15 protein-coding genes are annotated in these 17,920 nt (G+C 47.4%); 12 read left to right on the top strand and 3 right to left on the bottom strand.

The features are described 5' to 3' along the window. Positions 1 to 28 precede the first annotated feature (28 nt). Positions 29 to 1,303, bottom strand: coding sequence for a citrate synthase (gltA, locus tag IYN85_RS06335; RefSeq protein ID WP_196157974.1), 1,275 nt, complete (start codon positions 1,301 to 1,303; stop codon positions 29 to 31). Between the two features lie 391 nt (positions 1,304 to 1,694). Here gltA and sdhC point away from each other — a divergent pair, with 391 nt between their 5' ends. From sdhC to sucD, 9 genes are all read left to right on the top strand, one after another. Beyond that, the gene (gene sdhC, locus IYN85_RS06330; RefSeq protein WP_196157973.1) at positions 1,695 to 2,069 is read left to right on the top strand and encodes a succinate dehydrogenase, cytochrome b556 subunit; all 375 of its coding nucleotides are present in this window, start codon (positions 1,695 to 1,697) and stop codon (positions 2,067 to 2,069) included. Beyond that, entirely contained in the window at positions 2,063 to 2,410 is a 348-nt protein-coding gene (gene sdhD, locus IYN85_RS06325) for a succinate dehydrogenase, hydrophobic membrane anchor protein (protein WP_230390503.1), read from the top strand. The genes sdhC and sdhD overlap by 7 nt, the downstream gene beginning before the upstream one ends. Positions 2,411 to 2,413: 3 nt before the next feature. Continuing rightward, complete coding sequence (sdhA, locus tag IYN85_RS06320; protein ID WP_196157972.1) at positions 2,414 to 4,186, top strand: succinate dehydrogenase flavoprotein subunit; 1,773 nt, start codon at positions 2,414 to 2,416, stop codon at positions 4,184 to 4,186. A gap of 12 nt (positions 4,187 to 4,198) precedes the next feature. Next, positions 4,199 to 4,906, top strand: coding sequence for a succinate dehydrogenase iron-sulfur subunit (locus IYN85_RS06315; protein ID WP_196157971.1), 708 nt, complete (start codon positions 4,199 to 4,201; stop codon positions 4,904 to 4,906). 97 nt (positions 4,907 to 5,003) lie between these two features. Then, on the top strand, positions 5,004 to 7,847 hold the full coding sequence (locus IYN85_RS06310) for a 2-oxoglutarate dehydrogenase E1 component (protein WP_196157970.1): 2,844 nt from the start codon (positions 5,004 to 5,006) through the stop codon (positions 7,845 to 7,847). 29 nt (positions 7,848 to 7,876) lie between these two features. Further along, the gene (gene odhB / locus IYN85_RS06305) at positions 7,877 to 9,127 is read left to right on the top strand and encodes a 2-oxoglutarate dehydrogenase complex dihydrolipoyllysine-residue succinyltransferase (RefSeq protein WP_196157969.1); all 1,251 of its coding nucleotides are present in this window, start codon (positions 7,877 to 7,879) and stop codon (positions 9,125 to 9,127) included. Positions 9,128 to 9,205: 78 nt separating this feature from the next. Further along, the gene (gene lpdA, locus IYN85_RS06300) at positions 9,206 to 10,645 is read left to right on the top strand and encodes a dihydrolipoyl dehydrogenase (protein ID WP_196157968.1); all 1,440 of its coding nucleotides are present in this window, start codon (positions 9,206 to 9,208) and stop codon (positions 10,643 to 10,645) included. Between the two features lie 126 nt (positions 10,646 to 10,771). Beyond that, a complete protein-coding gene (gene sucC / locus IYN85_RS06295) occupies positions 10,772 to 11,941 on the top strand; it encodes an ADP-forming succinate--CoA ligase subunit beta (protein WP_196157967.1) in 1,170 nt (389 codons plus the stop codon). Then, on the top strand, positions 11,938 to 12,810 hold the full coding sequence (gene sucD, locus IYN85_RS06290) for a succinate--CoA ligase subunit alpha (protein ID WP_196157966.1): 873 nt from the start codon (positions 11,938 to 11,940) through the stop codon (positions 12,808 to 12,810). The genes sucC and sucD overlap by 4 nt, the downstream gene beginning before the upstream one ends. A gap of 51 nt (positions 12,811 to 12,861) precedes the next feature. Here the strand turns inward: sucD and IYN85_RS06285 are convergent, their stop codons facing one another. Next, positions 12,862 to 13,182 (bottom strand): hypothetical protein, encoded by a 321-nt coding sequence (locus IYN85_RS06285; protein ID WP_196157965.1) that lies wholly within the window; start codon positions 13,180 to 13,182, stop codon positions 12,862 to 12,864. Positions 13,183 to 13,274: 92 nt separating this feature from the next. Next, a complete protein-coding gene (locus tag IYN85_RS06280; protein WP_196157964.1) occupies positions 13,275 to 14,597 on the bottom strand; it encodes an MFS transporter in 1,323 nt (440 codons plus the stop codon). A gap of 265 nt (positions 14,598 to 14,862) precedes the next feature. Between IYN85_RS06280 and htpG the strand changes: the two genes are divergently transcribed. The 3 genes from htpG to IYN85_RS06265 all read left to right on the top strand — a co-directional run bounded on the left by htpG (position 14,863) and on the right by IYN85_RS06265 (position 17,917). After that, positions 14,863 to 16,773, top strand: coding sequence for a molecular chaperone HtpG (gene htpG / locus IYN85_RS06275; protein WP_196157963.1), 1,911 nt, complete (start codon positions 14,863 to 14,865; stop codon positions 16,771 to 16,773). Positions 16,774 to 16,892: 119 nt separating this feature from the next. Beyond that, positions 16,893 to 17,456: a YfaZ family outer membrane protein gene (locus tag IYN85_RS06270; RefSeq protein WP_196157962.1), complete on the top strand. Its 564-nt coding sequence runs from the start codon at positions 16,893 to 16,895 to the stop codon at positions 17,454 to 17,456. Then, positions 17,456 to 17,917, top strand: coding sequence for a DUF6586 family protein (locus IYN85_RS06265; protein ID WP_196157961.1), 462 nt, complete (start codon positions 17,456 to 17,458; stop codon positions 17,915 to 17,917). The genes IYN85_RS06270 and IYN85_RS06265 overlap by 1 nt, the downstream gene beginning before the upstream one ends. Positions 17,918 to 17,920: the final 3 nt, after the last annotated feature.

Raw genomic sequence — 17,920 nt, 5'->3', positions numbered from 1 at the left:
AAAACCGGCCTTGGCCGGTTTTGACATTTTATTTTTCCAGGTTTCTGACTTTTTGCCCGGTATAAAGCTGGCGAGGACGACCGATTCGATAAGGACCGGAAATCATTTCCTTCCAGTGCGCAATCCAGCCAGGGGTACGACCAACGGCAAAAAGCACGGTGAACATCTCCGTTGGAATACCCAGAGCTTTGAAAATGATGCCCGAATAAAAATCTACGTTCGGGTACAGTTTCTTCTCTACGAAATACGGGTCTTCCAGGGCAATTTGTTCAAGCCGCGCTGCAATCTTCAACAAAGGATCATTATGAATGCCGAGTTCCGCCAATACTTCGTCTGCTGTTTCTTTCATGACTTTTGCGCGCGGGTCGTAGTTCTTGTAAACCCGGTGACCGAAGCCCATCAAACGGAATGGATCGTTCTTATCTTTAGCTCTAGCAATGAACTCATCGATGTGAGATTCGTCGCCTATTTCAGCCAACATATTCAAAACCGCTTCATTGGCACCGCCATGAGCGGGTCCCCATAATGCAGCAATCCCGGAGGCAATACACGCGAATGGATTGGCGCCGGAAGAGCCGGCCAAACGGACAGTTGAGGTCGATGCATTTTGCTCGTGATCCGCATGCAGAATGAATATCTTATCCATCGCACGGGCCAGAGTGGGAGAAACTTCGTACTGTTCGCATGGGTTGCTGAACATCATGTGCAGAAAATTTCCGCCATATGACAGGTCGTTGCGAGGGTAAACGAATGGCTGTCCGATAGAGTACTTGTAGGCCATTGCTGCCAGTGTTGGCATCTTAGAAATCAGTCTGTGGGCTGCAACTTCCCGGTGCTTCTCATTCGCAATATCTAACGAATCGTGATAGAAGGCAGACAGAGCTCCAACAACACCGACCATGATAGCCATCGGGTGTGAATCGCGTCGGAAGCCTGAGAAGAAATCATGTAACTGCTCATGAACCATCGTGTGATGCATGATGATGTGATCGAAATGGCTCTTCTCTGCTTCATTAGGTAGTTCGCCATGAAGCAGCAGGTAACACACATCCAAATAATCGCAGTTGTCCGCTAATTGATCGATAGGATAGCCACGGTGCAATAAAACACCTTTGCCGCCATCAATAAACGTAATTTCAGAATCACATGAAGCCGTGGACATAAAGCCAGGATCATAAGTGAAGTAGCCATGATTGGTTAATGTTCTAACGTCAATGACATCCGGACCTAACGTGCCGGAATAAATCGGCAACTCAATCGGGTCATGTCCTTCAATGACCAGCTTGGCAATTTTATCAGCCATGAGGTCTCCTCTCTGTAGCAGGGTTTAGCGTCGACATTGACGCGAAGTTTTTGGGAAGCTTTTTCGCTCGGGGTTATTTTTAGGTTATAGGGAAGAGCGAATTTTGGGCATCACTATAGAGTTTTGGAAGCGAAAGTCAATTTGACGTTATATTTGCGAGCATTAGCCAATAGTCTGTAAGCCTAAAGTAGGAATATTACATAAATAGCGTTAGATAGGGGCTAAGATTGATTTGAATGCCTTTTTTTAATTGAAAAGTTATGCTTGTTATTAATTGTAATTATAAAAGACGCTGCCTATAATCCTGTCCGCTTCTTGAGGTTGGATGTTCAGTCCACCTTACCTAAATAGTCCCCATCGATGGGGTAGCATAAGAAAAGAGACTACTGCCGTGAAAAATAATCGACCTGTTAATCTCGATCTGACGACGATCCGTATGCCATTGTCGGCAATTGCATCCATTACGCACCGAATCACAGGCGTTGGGCTGTTTGTTGCTGTCGGGTTTCTGATGTGGGCATTGACTGCAAGCTTGGAATCACAAGCTGGTTTTGAGCAAGTGAAAAACGTATTAACACATCCGTTTGCTAAATTTATCGCTTGGGGGATAGCGTCATTTGTCGTCTATCACCTGGTTGCCGGTATAAAGCATCTGTTTATGGATATCGGTTATTTTGAGACCAAAGAAGGGGGGGCGTTGGCCTCTAAAGCTGTCTTTGCGTTGTCCGCTGTCGGCATCATCTTGGTAGGAGTTTGGGTATGGTAAAAAGTATCACGAGTTTTTCACGAAGCGGTTTGATGGATTGGTTGGCGCAGCGCGTGTCAGCAGTCCTGTTGGGCTCCTATGCAATTTTCTTGTTGGCTTATCTGATGCTGAATGCTGATCTGGATTACCAGCAGTGGCAGGGTTTGTTCGGCCAGTTTTGGTTCAAAATCTATACCTTATCATCCCTGATTGCCTTGGTTGCACATATCTGGGTTGGAATGTGGACGGTCGCAACTGACTACGTAAAAAATGCATGGAGTCGTTTTATCGTTCTGACGATCATAGCATTGACGAATTTCACTTATTTTGTAATTGGCTTTTCGGCTGTTTGGGGTGCGTAAAGAATGGCGAATATGAAAACTATGACATTTGATGCCATCGTCGTTGGTGGCGGTGGTGCTGGGTTGCGCGCTGCACTGCAGTTGGCTGAGTCAGGCCTGAATACAGCTGTGGTATCCAAGGTATTCCCAACTCGTTCGCATACAGTTTCTGCTCAGGGCGGTATTACCTGCGCTATTGCCAGTGATGACCCGAACGATGATTGGCGTTGGCATATGTATGACACCGTGAAGGGGTCCGATTACATTGGCGACCAAGATGCCATTGAGTATATGTGTTCAGTCGGTCCGCAAGCAGTATTTGAATTGGATCATATGGGGTTGCCTTTTTCACGTACTGAAGAAGGTCGAATCTATCAACGACCGTTCGGCGGCCAATCCAAGAATTTCGGTGAAGGTGGTCAGGCAGCACGTACTTGCGCTGCAGCGGACCGTACCGGTCACGCCTTACTGCATACCTTATATCAAGGTAACGTAAAAGCAGGAACTTCCTTTCTGAATGAATGGTACGCCGTTGATCTGGTTAAAAACGCCGATGGTGCTGTTGTCGGTGTCATTGCTATTGAAATCGAAACGGGTGATGTCGTGTATATTCGTGCCAAGGCCACCGTTTTAGCCACAGGTGGTGCGGGTCGCATTTATGCGTCGACGACCAACGCGCTGATCAATACCGGGGACGGAATCGGCATGGCGTTACGCGCTGGCTTCCCGGTCCAGGATATGGAAATGTGGCAGTTCCACCCAACCGGCATTTACGGTGCAGGTACATTGGTTACCGAGGGGTGCCGTGGAGAAGGCGGCTATCTGATTAATAAAGATGGCGAGCGCTTCATGGAGCGTTATGCGCCAAACGCGAAAGACTTGGCAGGTCGTGACGTCGTTGCACGTTCTATGGTGATGGAGATTTTAGAAGGTCGCGGGGGCGGTGAAGAAAACGATCACGTGTTCCTTAAGTTGGATCACCTCGGTGAAGAACTGCTGCAGTCGCGCTTGCCGGGGATCATGGAATTGTCGAAAACCTTTGCGCATGTCGATCCTGCGAAGGAACCGATCCCGGTCGTACCAACCTGTCACTATATGATGGGCGGCATCCCGACCAATATCGGGGGGCAGGCCATTATGCAAGATGCGTCAGGCAACGATAAGGTGATCGAAGGTTTGTACGCTTGTGGTGAAGCGGCATGTGTATCTGTACACGGAGCCAACCGCTTGGGCGGCAACTCACTACTAGATCTGGTTGTATTCGGCCGTGCGGCTGGCATACAGATTGAAGAGTCGTTGCGTCAGGGCTTCGATAGCAAACCCGCGTCTGAGTCTGACATTGAAATGGCCATGTCCCGGTTGAATGCTCTTGATGAGCGCAAAGAGGGCGAAAAGGTTGCTGATGTTAAGAAAGACCTGCAAAACACCATGCAATTGCATTTTGGCGTGTTCCGTGAAGGCGACAAAATGGCGGAAGGTCGCAAGAAGCTGCTGGAAATCCGCGAGCGCGTTAACAATGTTGTATTGGCTGACCGGTCACAGACTTTTAACACTGCTCGAATTGAAGCACTCGAACTGGCCAACTTGATGGAAGTCGCAGAAGCAACAGCAATTTCGGCAGATGTCCGTACAGAAAGCCGTGGAGCCCATGCCCGTTACGACTTTGACAAGCGTGATGATGAGAATTGGTTGTGCCACTCTCTGTTTAACCCAGTTGATAAGTCAGTCGGTAAGCGGGACGTTAACTTTAAGCCCAAGACTGTCGATACTTTCCAACCAAAAGAACGCACTTATTAAGGAGATTGAGTTATGAAAGTCAGTATTTATCGATTCAATCCAGAGGTTGATAAGCGCCCTTATATGCAGGATTACGATGTCACGATTCCTGCAGGTAAAGACCTGATGGTGTTGGACGTATTGAACCTTATTAAGGAGCAGGACCCTACGGTTTCCTATCGTCGTTCATGCCGCGAAGGCGTCTGCGGGTCAGATGGAATGAACATCAATGGTACCAATGGTTTGGCTTGTATTACGTCTCTTTCTGATGTGGGCGGCGTTGATACTAAATTGGTTTTGCGCCCACTGCCGGGTCTGCCAGTGATTCGCGACCTGGTCATTGATATGAGCACTTTCTACAAGCAATACGAGAAAGTTAAACCGTTCCTGATCAACAATACGCCAGCACCGGCGATCGAGCGTCTGCAGTCGCCCGAAGAACGCGAAAAACTGGATGGGCTTTATGAGTGCATCCTTTGTGCCTGCTGCTCTACGTCTTGTCCTTCGTTCTGGTGGAACCCAGATAAATTCATCGGTCCAGCGGGCTTGTTACAAGCCTACCGCTTTTTAGCTGATAGTCGCGATACTGCGACTGAAGAACGATTGGCGAACCTCGACGATCCGTTTAGTGTATTCCGCTGTCGCGGTATCATGAACTGTGTCAGCGTTTGCCCAAAGGGTCTTAACCCAACACGAGCAATCGGTCATATTCGTTCTATGCTATTGAGTAGTGCGACCTAAGGTCAGATACATCAGAAGGAACAGGTTACTGTTCCTTCTTTTATTATAATTCGAAGCCTGCGCTGGCATCGTCAGGCTTACAATGTAGGATTAACGAATGCAAAACGCCTCCATGGAAGAACAATGGTTGTCTTCTCATTTTTCAGGTGGCAACCAAACGTATCTCGACGAGATGTACGAAGCCTATCTGGCTGACCCCAATTCCATTCCTGAGCAATGGCGCTCAGTGTTTGACAAACTCCCCAATATCAACGCAGAAGTTACCACTGATACTCCGCACAAGCCGGTTCGTGACCAATATCTGTTAATGGGCAAGTCGCCTAAGATCGCCACCAACACTTTGGCTCCTTCACTGGTTACCGAGCATGAACGCAAGCAGGTTCGGGTTCATCAATTGGTGACGGCATATCGTTTCAGAGGTCATCAGAAGTCAAACTTAGACCCGCTGAATCTCAGTGAGCGAAAAACCGTTCCTGACCTGGATCTTAAGTACCATGGTCTCAGCGATGCCGATATGGAATCGGTATTTCAGTGCGGTAATCTCTACTTCGGTAAAAAAGAAGCCCAGTTAAAAGAAATTTTGACCGCCATGGAGCAGACCTACTGTTCTTCTGTGGGCGCAGAATTTACGCATATCGTCAATACCGCTGAACGACGTTGGATCGAGCAGCGTATGGAGTCTGTGAAGTCCAAGCCCGATTATTCTATTGACGCGCGCAAGCACATTCTTGAGCGTCTGGCCGCTGCTGAAGGCATGGAAAAATACCTGGGTTCAAAATATCCAGGAACCAAGCGCTTCGGTCTGGAAGGTGGTGAAGCACTGATTCCATTGATGGACGAGTTAATCCAGCGCAGTGGTTCATACGGTGCAAAAGAAATTGTCATTGGTATGGCACACCGTGGTCGCCTGAACATGTTAGTCAACATTTTAGGAAAGAATCCAACCGATTTGTTCGAAGAGTTCGAAGGCAAGTCGTTCCTGTCGCAAGGATCTGGAGACGTTAAGTATCATCAAGGCTTCTCTTCAAATGTGATGACCAGTGGTGGTGAGCTTCATTTAGCGTTGGCGTTTAACCCATCGCACCTTGAAATTGCCTCTCCAGTGGTTGAAGGATCTGTGCGAGCTCGTCAGGATCGGCGTCGCGACGTGAATGGGGATCTGGTAATTCCAGTGAACATTCATGGTGATGCGGCTTTTGCCGGGCAGGGCGTTGTCATGGAAACGTTCCAGATGTCTCAAACCCGCGCCTATGGAACGGGTGGTACTATTCACATCATTATCAATAACCAAGTTGGTTTCACTACCTCAAAACAGGAAGATGCTCGATCAACCGAGTATTGCACTGATATTGCGAAAATGGTTCAAGCGCCAATTTTCCATGTCAATGGCGATGATCCTGAAGCGGTAGTCTTTGTGACTCAGTTGGCCGTGGACTATCGCCAACAGTTCAAACGCGACGTAGTAATTGACTTGATTTGCTATCGACGTCGAGGTCACAACGAAGCCGATGAGCCGGCGATGACACAGCCGTTGATGTATCAGGTGATTCGTAAACACAAAACGACTTTCGAACTCTACGCCAAGGCGCTTCAGGATAAAGGAGTCGTGAGCGAAGAAGATGTTAAGAAGGTCGCAGACGATTACCGAAATGCCCTTGCCAATGGTGAGCATGTAGCCAAAGCTCTGGTGAAAGAACCTAACAGTGAATTGTTTGTTGATTGGGCGCCTTACCTGAATCAACCTGTGGTTGACGAATTCGATACGTCGGCAGACATGAAATTGCTGCAAGAGTTGGCTATTAAGATCAACACGCCGCCAGAAGGCTTCCCGATGCAACGTCAGGTGAATAAGATCCTGGAAGATCGGGAAAAAATGGCCAAGGGCGCTTTACCTATCAACTGGGGTTTTGCCGAGACCTTAGCATACGCCACGTTGCTGGAAGAAGGGCATCCAGTACGGATTACAGGTCAAGATGTTGGCCGTGGTACATTCGTTCACCGCCATGCTGTTTGGCACAACCAGAAAGATGGCAGCACCTATGTACCGCTAGCCCACTTGTCGGCAGACCAGCCTAAGTTCCAGATTTACGATTCTTTCCTGTCAGAAGAAGCCGTGCTCGCGTTTGAATATGGTTACGCAACGACAATGCCAAACGCACTTGTCGTATGGGAAGCTCAATTTGGTGATTTCGCCAATGGAGCCCAAGTTGTCATCGACCAATTCATAACATCCGGTGAGCATAAGTGGGGCCGTTTATGCGGTTTGGTCATGTTGTTACCGCACGGTTACGAAGGTCAGGGACCAGAGCATTCATCTGCGCGATTGGAGCGATACCTGCAGCTGTGCGCTGAGCAGAATATTCAGGTATGTATGCCAACCACTCCAGCACAGGTGTTTCATATGATTCGCCGACAGGGTTTGCGTAATTTACGTAAACCGTTGGTGGTTATGTCGCCTAAGAGTCTGCTAAGACACAAAGACGCTGTCTCTACACTGGAAGAATTGGCGAACGGTCAATTTGAAACCGTGATTGGCGAGACCGACAGCAACATTGAAACGCTGAAAGTTGATCGTGTCGTGCTGTGTTCTGGCAAGGTCTATTACGATTTAGTCGATAAACGCAACAAAGAAGGCGCTGATAACGTCGCTATTGTGCGTATCGAGCAACTTTACCCGTTCCCTGAAGATCGTTTATACAAGGTTTTACGACCATTTAAAAATCTGAAGGATGTCGTTTGGTGTCAAGAAGAGCCGATGAACCAAGGCGCTTGGTATTCGAGTCAGCACCATATGAGACGTGTATTACATAGTGTGGGTGAAAACTTGTATCTTCGATACGCTGGACGGGAAGCGTCAGCTTCACCAGCAGCGGGTTACATGTCTTTGCACTTAGAACAACTTGAAAAATTCCTAAATGACGCGATTCTGAACATTCAGTAATCGCTTGGTGGAGACTAAAGGATTCATTCATGGCAATCGAAATTAAAGCACCACAATTCCCCGAATCTGTTGCAGACGGCACCATTGCAACCTGGCACAAGCAGCCAGGTGAGCCTGTTTCACGCGACGAACTGTTAGTCGACATCGAGACCGATAAAGTCGTTCTGGAAGTCGTCGCTCCTGCAGACGGCAGCCTGGCCGAAATCCTCAAAGGTGAAGGGGATACTGTCCTGAGCCAGGAACTTATTGCACAGTTCGTTGAGGGTGAGGTTGCACAAGCGGCACCTTCAAGCTCTGAAGGTGAAGCCGTGAGCTCGCCAGCTGCAGCGAGTGATGAAACACCCATGAGCCCTGCAGCGCGTAAGATTGCAGATGAAGCGAATCTGTCCGCTGGTGATATTGTTGGTACAGGCAAAGGTGGCCGAATCACGAAAGAAGATGTCGTTAAAGCTGCGGCGAATAAGTCTTCTGCGCCAGCTGTTCCTGCGGCCAGTTCTACTCCAGAAGCGGCTCAAAGCATGCCTGGCATGATCCCGCAGATGAGCAACGATGCCAATATTGCAATGCCCGCAGCCGCTCGTTCTGAAAAACGTGTTCCAATGACACGTTTGCGAAAACGTATTGCAGAGCGATTGCTGGATGCCAAAAACAGCACTGCTATGTTGACAACATTCAATGAAGTGAATATGCAGCCTATTATGGATCTGCGTAATCGCTATAAGGCGCAATTTGAAAAAGCCCACAATGGTACACGTTTAGGCTTTATGTCATTCTTTGTGAAGGCAGCAACTGAAGCATTGCGCCGTCATCCTGAGGTGAATGCGTCTATCGATGGTGACGATGTGGTTTACCATGGTTACTATGATATCGGTGTCGCGGTTTCCAGCAACCGTGGGTTGGTTGTTCCAATTCTGCGTGACACTGACCAAATGAGCCTGGCAGGCGTAGAAAGCACCATCCGTGATTTTGGTGAACGTGCTCAGGCGGGGCAACTTGGCATTGACGAGATGCAGGGTGGCACCTTTACTATCTCCAATGGCGGTGTATTCGGGTCACTCATGTCTACGCCAATTTTGAACCCGCCACAAACGGCTATTTTGGGAATGCATAAGATTCAGGAGCGCCCAATGGCCGTTAATGGCGAAGTTAAGATTTTGCCAATGATGTATCTGGCTATGTCATACGATCATCGTCTGATCGACGGTAAAGAAGCCGTTCAGTTCCTGGTCGCCATCAAAGATATGCTCGAAGACCCAGCTCGAATTTTGCTTGAGCTGTAATATACGCATAGGCTTGTTGAATATGGGGTGCGCGCACCCCATTTACACGAAAACAGAAAATATAGGGTATTAGTTGCCATGACACATCAATTTGAAGTGGTCGTAATCGGTTCAGGTCCTGCGGGCTATGTTGCTGCCATTAAAGCTGCACAACTTGGAAAAAAGACCGCGATTATTGAAAAGTGGGTTAAAGAAGACGGTAAAACCACTTGGGGTGGTACCTGCTTAAACGTGGGTTGTATTCCTTCTAAGGCATTGCTGCAGTCTTCTGAAATGTACGCCGAGACGTTACATGGCTTTGAAGATCACGGTATTCAGGTCAAATCGCCGAAAATGGACGTGAAAAAGATGCTGGCCCGAAAGGATGGCATCGTAAACCAGTTGACGACAGGTGTAGCCGGACTGTTGAAAGGTAACGGCGTTACTAGCTTTGAAGGCAAAGGGCAACTGAAAGCCAATAAAGTGGTTGAAGTGACTAAGCACGATGGCAGTGTTGAAACCATTCAGGCCGATAATGTCATTCTGGCTATGGGTTCAATACCAGTTGAAATCCCGCCAACACCTACCGATGGCGACGTGATCGTCGATTCAACTGGTGCATTGGAATTCAGTGAAGTACCAAAAAAGTTGGGCGTCATTGGTGCGGGTGTCATTGGTCTGGAATTAGGCTCTGTTTGGAAGCGACTCGGCTCTGAGGTCGTTGTCTTAGAAGCCATGGATAAATTCTTAGCTGCTGCCGATGGAGCTATTTCAAAGGATGCCTTTAAGTCTTTTACCAAAGACCAAGGTCTGGACATTCGCTTAGGCGCTCGTGTTGTAGGTTCAGAACGTAAAGGCAAGCAAGTCGTGGTAAAATTCCAGGATTCGGAAGGCGAGAAAGAAGAAACCTTTGACAAATTAGTCGTTGCGGTTGGTCGTCGTCCTTATACTGAAGGCTGTCTGTCTGAGGACAGTGGTGTCAAACTTGATGAGCGTGGTTTCATTTTTGTTGACGATCAGTGTCGCACCACCGTTCCAGGTGTTTACGCGATTGGTGACGTGGTACGCGGCCCGATGCTGGCTCACAAAGGGTCTGAAGAAGGCATTATGGTGGCTGAGATTATTGCCGGTCACAATGCACAGATGAACTACGACGCGATTCCAAATGTCATTTACACCCACCCAGAAATCGCTTGGGTAGGCAAGACTGAGGAAGAATTGAAAGCGGACGGTGTTGATTATAAAGCAGGTGCTTTCCCATTTGCTGCAATTGGTCGTGCAATGGCCGCTGGTGACACTACCGGTCAGGTTAAAATTTTGGCCGATGCTAAAACTGATCGTGTTTTGGGTATGCACATTTTTGGCTTGGGTGCCTCTGAAATGATCGCTCAAGGCGTTATTGCACTTGAGTTCGCATCCAGCGCTGAAGATTTGCAGCTAACCTGTTTTGCGCACCCAACGCTTTCTGAAGCCGTGCATGAAGCTGCGTTAGCCGTAGATAACATGGCAATTCATAAAATGAATCGTAAAAAGCGTTAATTGATAACAAGTGAAAAGAACGGCATTTGCCGTTCTTTTTTATTAACTAGCCCGTGGCAGCAAGACAGAAACTAATACCAAAAACAAATTCGTCCGACGCTCCAACATAATAAAGACGGAAAGACAATGAACCTTCACGAATATCAAGGTAAACAACTTTTCAAACAGTACGGCTTGCCCGTATCTGAAGGGTACGCTTGTGACACTCCAGAAGAAGTGGCTGAAGCGATCAGTAAAATTCCTGGAGACATGTGGGTTGTTAAAACTCAGGTGCATGCTGGGGGGCGTGGTAAAGCTGGCGGTGTGAAGCTGGTAAAATCAGTTGACGAAGCGAAAGAATTTGCCGCCAACTGGCTTGGAAAAAATCTGGTAACTTTCCAGACAGACGAGAAAGGTCAACCGGTCAGCAAGATTTTGGTTGAATCGTGCACGGATATCGCCAATGAGCTGTATCTGGGGGCTGTTGTAGACCGCGCCACTCGACGTATCGTGTTCATGGCTTCTACTGAAGGCGGCGTTGAGATTGAAACAGTCGCAGAAGAAACGCCAGAAAAAATCTTGAAAGCAGAGATCGATCCATTGGTGGGTGCACAGCCATACCAGGCGCGTGAACTTGCGTTTAAACTCGGCCTGCAGGGCGACCAGATTAAGCAGTTCACTAAGATATTCCTGGGTCTGGCACAATTGTTTGTGGATAAAGATCTGGCGTTAATTGAAATCAATCCATTGGTTATTACAGACGAAGGTAACCTGCATTGCTTGGATGCCAAACTTGGTATCGACAGCAACGCGTTGTACCGCCACAAAGATCTGCAGGCCATGCGCGACCCGTCACAGGAAGACGCTCGCGAGTCAGAAGCCGCTGAGTGGGAATTAAACTATGTGGCATTAGACGGCAACATCGGTTGCATGGTTAATGGTGCTGGTTTGGCCATGGGTACCATGGATATCGTCAACCTGCACGGTGGTTCTCCAGCGAACTTCTTGGATGTAGGTGGTGGTGCAACCAAAGAGCGCGTTGCTGAAGCATTCAAAATCATCTTGTCTGATGACAATGTCAAAGCTGTATTTGTTAATATTTTCGGCGGCATTGTACGTTGCGACATGATTGCGGAAGGTATTATCGGTGCGGTTGAAGAAGTCGGTGTAAAAGTGCCGGTTGTTGTACGCCTTGAAGGAAACAACGCTGAACTGGGTTCTAAAAAACTGGCTGAAAGTGGTCTAAATATTATCGCTGCAAGCTCATTAACCGAAGGTGCTGAGAAAGTTGTAGCAGCAGCAGGAGGCGCAGCATGAGCGTTTTAATCGATAAAAATACAAAAGTTATCTGTCAGGGTTTTACCGGTTCTCAAGGTACGTTCCACAGTGAACAGGCCATTGAATACGGAACGCAAATGGTTGGTGGTGTTTCGCCAGGTAAAGGCGGTACCACTCACCTGGGTCTGCCTGTTTTCAATACCGTGCGCGAAGCGGTCGAAGCAACGGGCGCGACGGCGACCGTCATTTATGTACCAGCACCATTCTGTAAGGATGCAATCTGCGAAGCAGCCGATGCCGGTTTGGAACTGATTGTTTGTATTACCGAAGGTATTCCAACGTTGGACATGCTCGAAGCAAAAGAGTTTGTCGATCGTAAAGGTGTACGTATGGTAGGACCAAACTGTCCAGGTGTTATTACGCCGGGTGAATGTAAGATTGGCATTATGCCTGGTCATATTCACAAACCAGGTAAAGTCGGTATTGTTTCTCGCTCTGGTACTTTAACGTATGAAGCGGTTAAGCAAACGACCGATCATGGTTTTGGACAGTCTACCTGTGTCGGTATCGGTGGTGATCCTATTCCAGGTTCAAACTTCATTGACGTTCTGAAAATGTTCCAAGAAGATCCAGCCACAGAAGCAATCGTCATGATTGGTGAAATTGGTGGTACCGCTGAAGAAGAAGCAGCTGCTTTCATCAAAGCCAATGTAACCAAGCCTGTCGTGTCTTACATTGCTGGTGTTACAGCGCCTCCTGGTAAGCGCATGGGTCATGCCGGTGCCATCATTTCTGGTGGTAAGGGCACAGCGGATGAAAAATTCGCTGCGCTGGAAGATGCTGGCGTTAAAACCGTACGGTCACTGGCTCAGATTGGTGACGCTTTGAAAGAAGTGACTGGCTGGTAACATTCCAATTAGTGAAATTAGAAATGGCGACCATCGGTCGCCATTTTTTGATCATTCGCTATTTTTTGTTGATTGGTCAGACTTGATCACTTCTCCTTCAATCACCTGGCCCTGATGTTTGGCTTGGCCAGATTGATTGAACTGAGACTGATATCGATGAAAATGCTGTGGACCTTTGAACAAGGGTCGGCCGGTCAATTTGTATTTTACCCGGTTAATGAAGGCCACCACTAACGCCAAAACCGCAAATCCAATGAAGAAAATGAGACCAATCCAGAAAAGGGACAACGCGATTACAAAGGTTGCCGCTACAATGAGATAGCGCTGCCAAGCGGGTCTTTGTAGTATTGAGTATTGAATATTTCTGATCATACCAAGCCATTGTTCTATCGATGTCATTGGATAATGGTCAGAAACCTACGACTTTTCAAGGAAAAGCCGAAGGTCAGAAGTCATGCCTACACTTAGTTGACGTTTTCTTGAATGCCTTTATTAATTTGAATTGGCAGGAGCATTAAGGCTCCAACGATAAAATACACCAAGATGAAGAGAAGGGCTGTCTGCCGGCTGAGTAAGTCGCTGATGGGGCCAAACGTCATTCCGATAATGATCGCAAAGCGCCCGAAAGTACCCCACAGACCAAACAATAGAGCGGAGTCCTGGGGTTTCGCAAGTTGTCCGACGATGGCTCTGCTGGCCGATTGCGTGGCACCTAAAGCGCTCCCTGCAATGAACGAAACAATGGTATACATCAATTTGATATCAAGATGGGAGAGACTAACCAGGACCTTAATGAAATATATGCCAAGTATGCCGACAATCCACCACATAATTGACACTAAAACAGTATTCTTTGAGCCAATTTTATCTTCAATGAAACCAAAACATACGGCACCCAATGCCGCACTAACCTGCAATATAATGCCAATTAAAACGTAATCGCCGCCTGTTATGCCTACTTCTTGTTGGGTATAGATACCAAAAAACTTTACGACGACCGCGACACCTGCGCTGTAGGCTGTAAACGCAAGAAAGAATTTAAACAGAATAGGATACTCACCAATTATCTGCTTCATTGCCGACAAGCGAGTAAAGGCAGCTCTAAGCAGTGTTTTGAAGTTTGCTTTTTCAAAGCCTTCCCTAGCAACACCTCGTTCTTTTACCAACAAGAAGGTTGGCAGGGCGCCTAAAAAATAGAAGAGGGCAATAATAAGCATGGAGAGTTGGTTCTGATCGATGAAGTCGCTCGAATTTTCGCCAGCATCTGCAGTGATGATAAATTTCATCAGAATTAAGCTTAACAACCCACCGATATACCCAATTCCCCAGCCAATACCAGAAATTTTACCCATGTTGCTCTTATCGGATAAATCAGTCAAAAAACTGGCAATAAAGGATTCGGATAGCATCCATGCGGTGTTGCTAAGCACGAGAAGCGTCAAACCTATCCATACCTGACCGGGATTTACCAGGAAAAGCCCCAATGTCGCACCAACTGAGGTCATCGTACACCAAGCCAGGTATTTCTTTTTCTTGCCACTGTAGTCGCATAACACACCCACTAAGGGCGCCAGGATAATCGCAAGAGCGGTAGACAACGCAACGGCAATAGACCAAAACGTGTTTTTAAAGTGCGCCAACTCGGGCGGAACGATGTAAGACACAAAAAAAGCGGAGTAGACAAATGTGACAACCACGGTGGTATAGCTGCTGTTGGCAAAGTCATACATGGCCCAACCAAAGATTTCGCGTTTCTTTACCGGTAAGAGTGGGTTTACAACGGTCATGGTTCCTTCCCGAATTTATTGTGTTTTTTTGTAGCTCGTAGTTTGCCGTATGTTGCAACGGTTTCACAGCTGCAAATGTCAAAGCTGTGATGAAAACATCTCTCTATACGCCAATTGAGCATTCCTTAAAGGCCCTAATATCTTATTGCGATGGGCTCGAGATAGATGTTGTTGTTTACGCCAAGCTCTATTTAAGCCCTTGAAAACAAATGCAATATCCCCATTTAGAGCGTGGTTAACTGGAAATACTAATCTGAGAGGCACCATGTCTGAAACAAAGCAAGAATCAATGAGTTTTCAAACGGAAGTAAAACAACTGCTTCACTTAATGATTCATTCTTTATATTCAAATAAAGAAATCTTTCTGCGTGAGTTGGTATCTAACGCGTCAGATGCTTGTGATAAGTTACGCTTTCTGGCGCTGAAAGACGATTCTCTGTTAGGTGAGAAATCGGATTTGCGAGTTCGGATCAGTGTCGATAAGGACGCTAAAACGGTCATCATTGAAGACAACGGTGTTGGTATGAGCCGTGAAGATGTGGTTCAGCATTTGGGTACCATTGCTAAATCCGGAACGTCTGAGTTTTTGAACAACCTGACCGGTGATGAACGCAAAGACAGCCAGTTGATTGGGCAGTTCGGTGTCGGTTTCTATTCCTCATTTATTGTCGCCAAGGCTGTTGATGTTTATACCCGAAAAGCCGGTTTATCTGCTCAGGAAGGCGTGCACTGGCACAGTGAAGGCGAGGGTGAGTTCAGTATTACCGATGTTGAACTACCCGAACGCGGCACCAAAATCGTGCTGCACTTGAAATCAGAAGAAAGTGAGTTTGCGGACAGCTGGCGCTTGCGCAATCTGATTAAGAAATATTCAGACCACATCTCTGTACCGGTACAGATGCTAGAGGAAACACCTGCTTCAACCGACGATGAAAAAGCTTCGGACGTTGAACCAAGCTGGGAAAACGTCAACAGTGCCAAAGCACTGTGGACCCGCCCAAAAAGCGAAATCAAAGATGAAGAATATCAGGAGCTATATCACCACATTTCACACGACTTTGGTGACGCAGCCGTCTGGAGCCACAACAAGGTAGAAGGCAAGCTGGATTATACCTCGTTGCTGTATGTTCCTAAAAAAGCCCCATTTGATATGTGGAATCGCGAGCGCGTACGCGGTCTGAAATTATACGTTAACCGCGTCTTTATTATGGACGACGTTGAACAGTTTTTGCCGCTGTACTTACGCTTTGTAAAGGGTATTGTGGATTCAAATGACCTTCCCCTTAATGTCAGCCGAGAAATCTTACAAAGTGATTCCACGATCGACAGCATTAAGCAAGCGCTGGTTAAACGCGTATTAGATATGCTGGACAAAATGGCGAAAAAGCAGCCAGAAGAGTATCAAGGGTTCTGGAATGAATTTGGCCAGGTGTTAAAGGAAGGCCCGGCTGAAGATTTCGCCAATAAAGAAAAAGTAGCCAAATTGCTTCGATTCGCTTCCAGCCATACGGGTGACGCATCTCAAACCGTATCGTTGGCGGACTACCTGAGCCGCATGAATGAAGGTCAGGAAAAGATTTATTATGTCTGTGCAGATAACCATCAAACCGCCAAAAACAGCCCACACCTTGAAGTATTCCGTAAAAAAGGGATTGAGGTGCTGTTGTTGTCAGATCGCATTGATGAATGGCTGATGGGATATTTGCAAGACTTCGACGGCAAGCAATTTGTTGATGTCGCGCGCGGTGGTTTGGATCTGGGCGATATCGAAACAGAAGAAGAAAAGAAAGCGTCAGAAGCGGCAAATGAAGAACACAAACCACTATTAGAACGCATTAAGACACTTTTCACAGATGAAGTGGAAGATGTGCGCATGACGTCACGTTTGGTGGAATCACCTGCCTGTATCGTTGTCGGTGACAATGACATGGGCGCCCAAATGCGCCGTATTATGGAAGCTGCGGGGCAGGCCGTTCCGGATTCAAAGCCAATATTGGAATTAAACCCAGAGCACCCGTTAGTTGAACGTCTTGAAACAGAACAGAGCGAAGACCGTTTTGCGGATTTAGCCAATATTCTGCTTGAACAAGCACGATTGGCCGAGGGCAGCCAATTGAAGGATGCCGCTGGCTTTGTGTCTCGCCTTAACAAATTGTTATTGGAAATGATGGCATAAGTGCAGTTCCCACTCGCAAAGGCCACGTTGGTGGCCTTTTTTGTTGCAGCCTCGGCTTCAATGGCCAATGCACTGAGCGTCAGCTTTCGCTACAATGGCGCAAACTTTGGAGAGTTACCATGAACATTAAAAAAGCTATTGTTGCTGCTGTAGCAGCTTCGGTTGCGGGCGGCAGTTTTGCTGGCGGTGCAGTCGACTTTTCTCTGTCAAACACGTCCGTCAGATTGGAACATGATGCGGTCTTGGTGGGGACTGGCGCGCATTTTTCTACCGGCGTTCTTTATTCAGAGGAAACTGGCAACTGGTCGTTGTCGGTGGGTTTCAATGCGGTTGATGCCACCATGGCCAATAAAGAACTCATCGGCGGCGTTGGTTTCAAAGGGCAAATGCTATCAACGGAAGTCTCCGATTTCGATGTAGCTCTCGGCGTGGGTGGTTTTTTGCGCTGGCAACCAGATTTTATGAATGGATTGGGTGTTGAAGGCCAAGCTTACATTGCACCGAGCATTTTAAGCTTCGGCGATCTGACAGAAGTTTATGATGGTGTGGCTCGCATCAGTTATAAGGTTTTGCCTCAGGCACGCGCGTTCGTTGGTTATCATATAGTACGTGGTACCTATGTTGCTGATGCGTATGACGATGTCGATTCCACCTTTCATTTGGGTTTCAGAATTACTTACTGATGAATCGAGTGTCCATAACCAATCAGATTCGCTTTATGGCGTCTCAGCAGCTTAAGTGGCTCGAAGAATCGACCCCAGAGGCTCAAGAGACTGCCATTGCGGCCTACGTGTTGCTTTTCGAAAAACTGCTGTTAGCGGTTGTCGACGAAGTCACGGAACGCTCAGCCGTTAGTGAGTTGAGCCTCAGTTTTGACCAACAGATTCAAGAAGCGGCGATTACCCACGGGTCCATTCGGGAGATACAAGTAGGTTTGCAACAGCCGGGGCATTGGCTTCAACAATGGCGGCTTAGCCGACAAAACCTGTTTGAACTGGCTAATGTCCGACCAAAAGCGGATCCGACAACGCAACGAATCGATGCAACACTTATTGAAAGCAGCCACATAACGCAATATCGACAATGGTTGGACGCCTTTACAGAATTTCTGGATAGGACCAGAGAGCTCAATAATCAATATTAATGA

Source organism: Reinekea sp. G2M2-21 (assembly GCF_015687175.1).
Classification (GTDB): Bacteria; Pseudomonadota; Gammaproteobacteria; order Pseudomonadales; family Natronospirillaceae; genus Reinekea.
The sequence above is the reverse complement of the archived record's forward strand: the minus strand, read 5'-3'. Positions and strand labels throughout refer to the sequence as shown.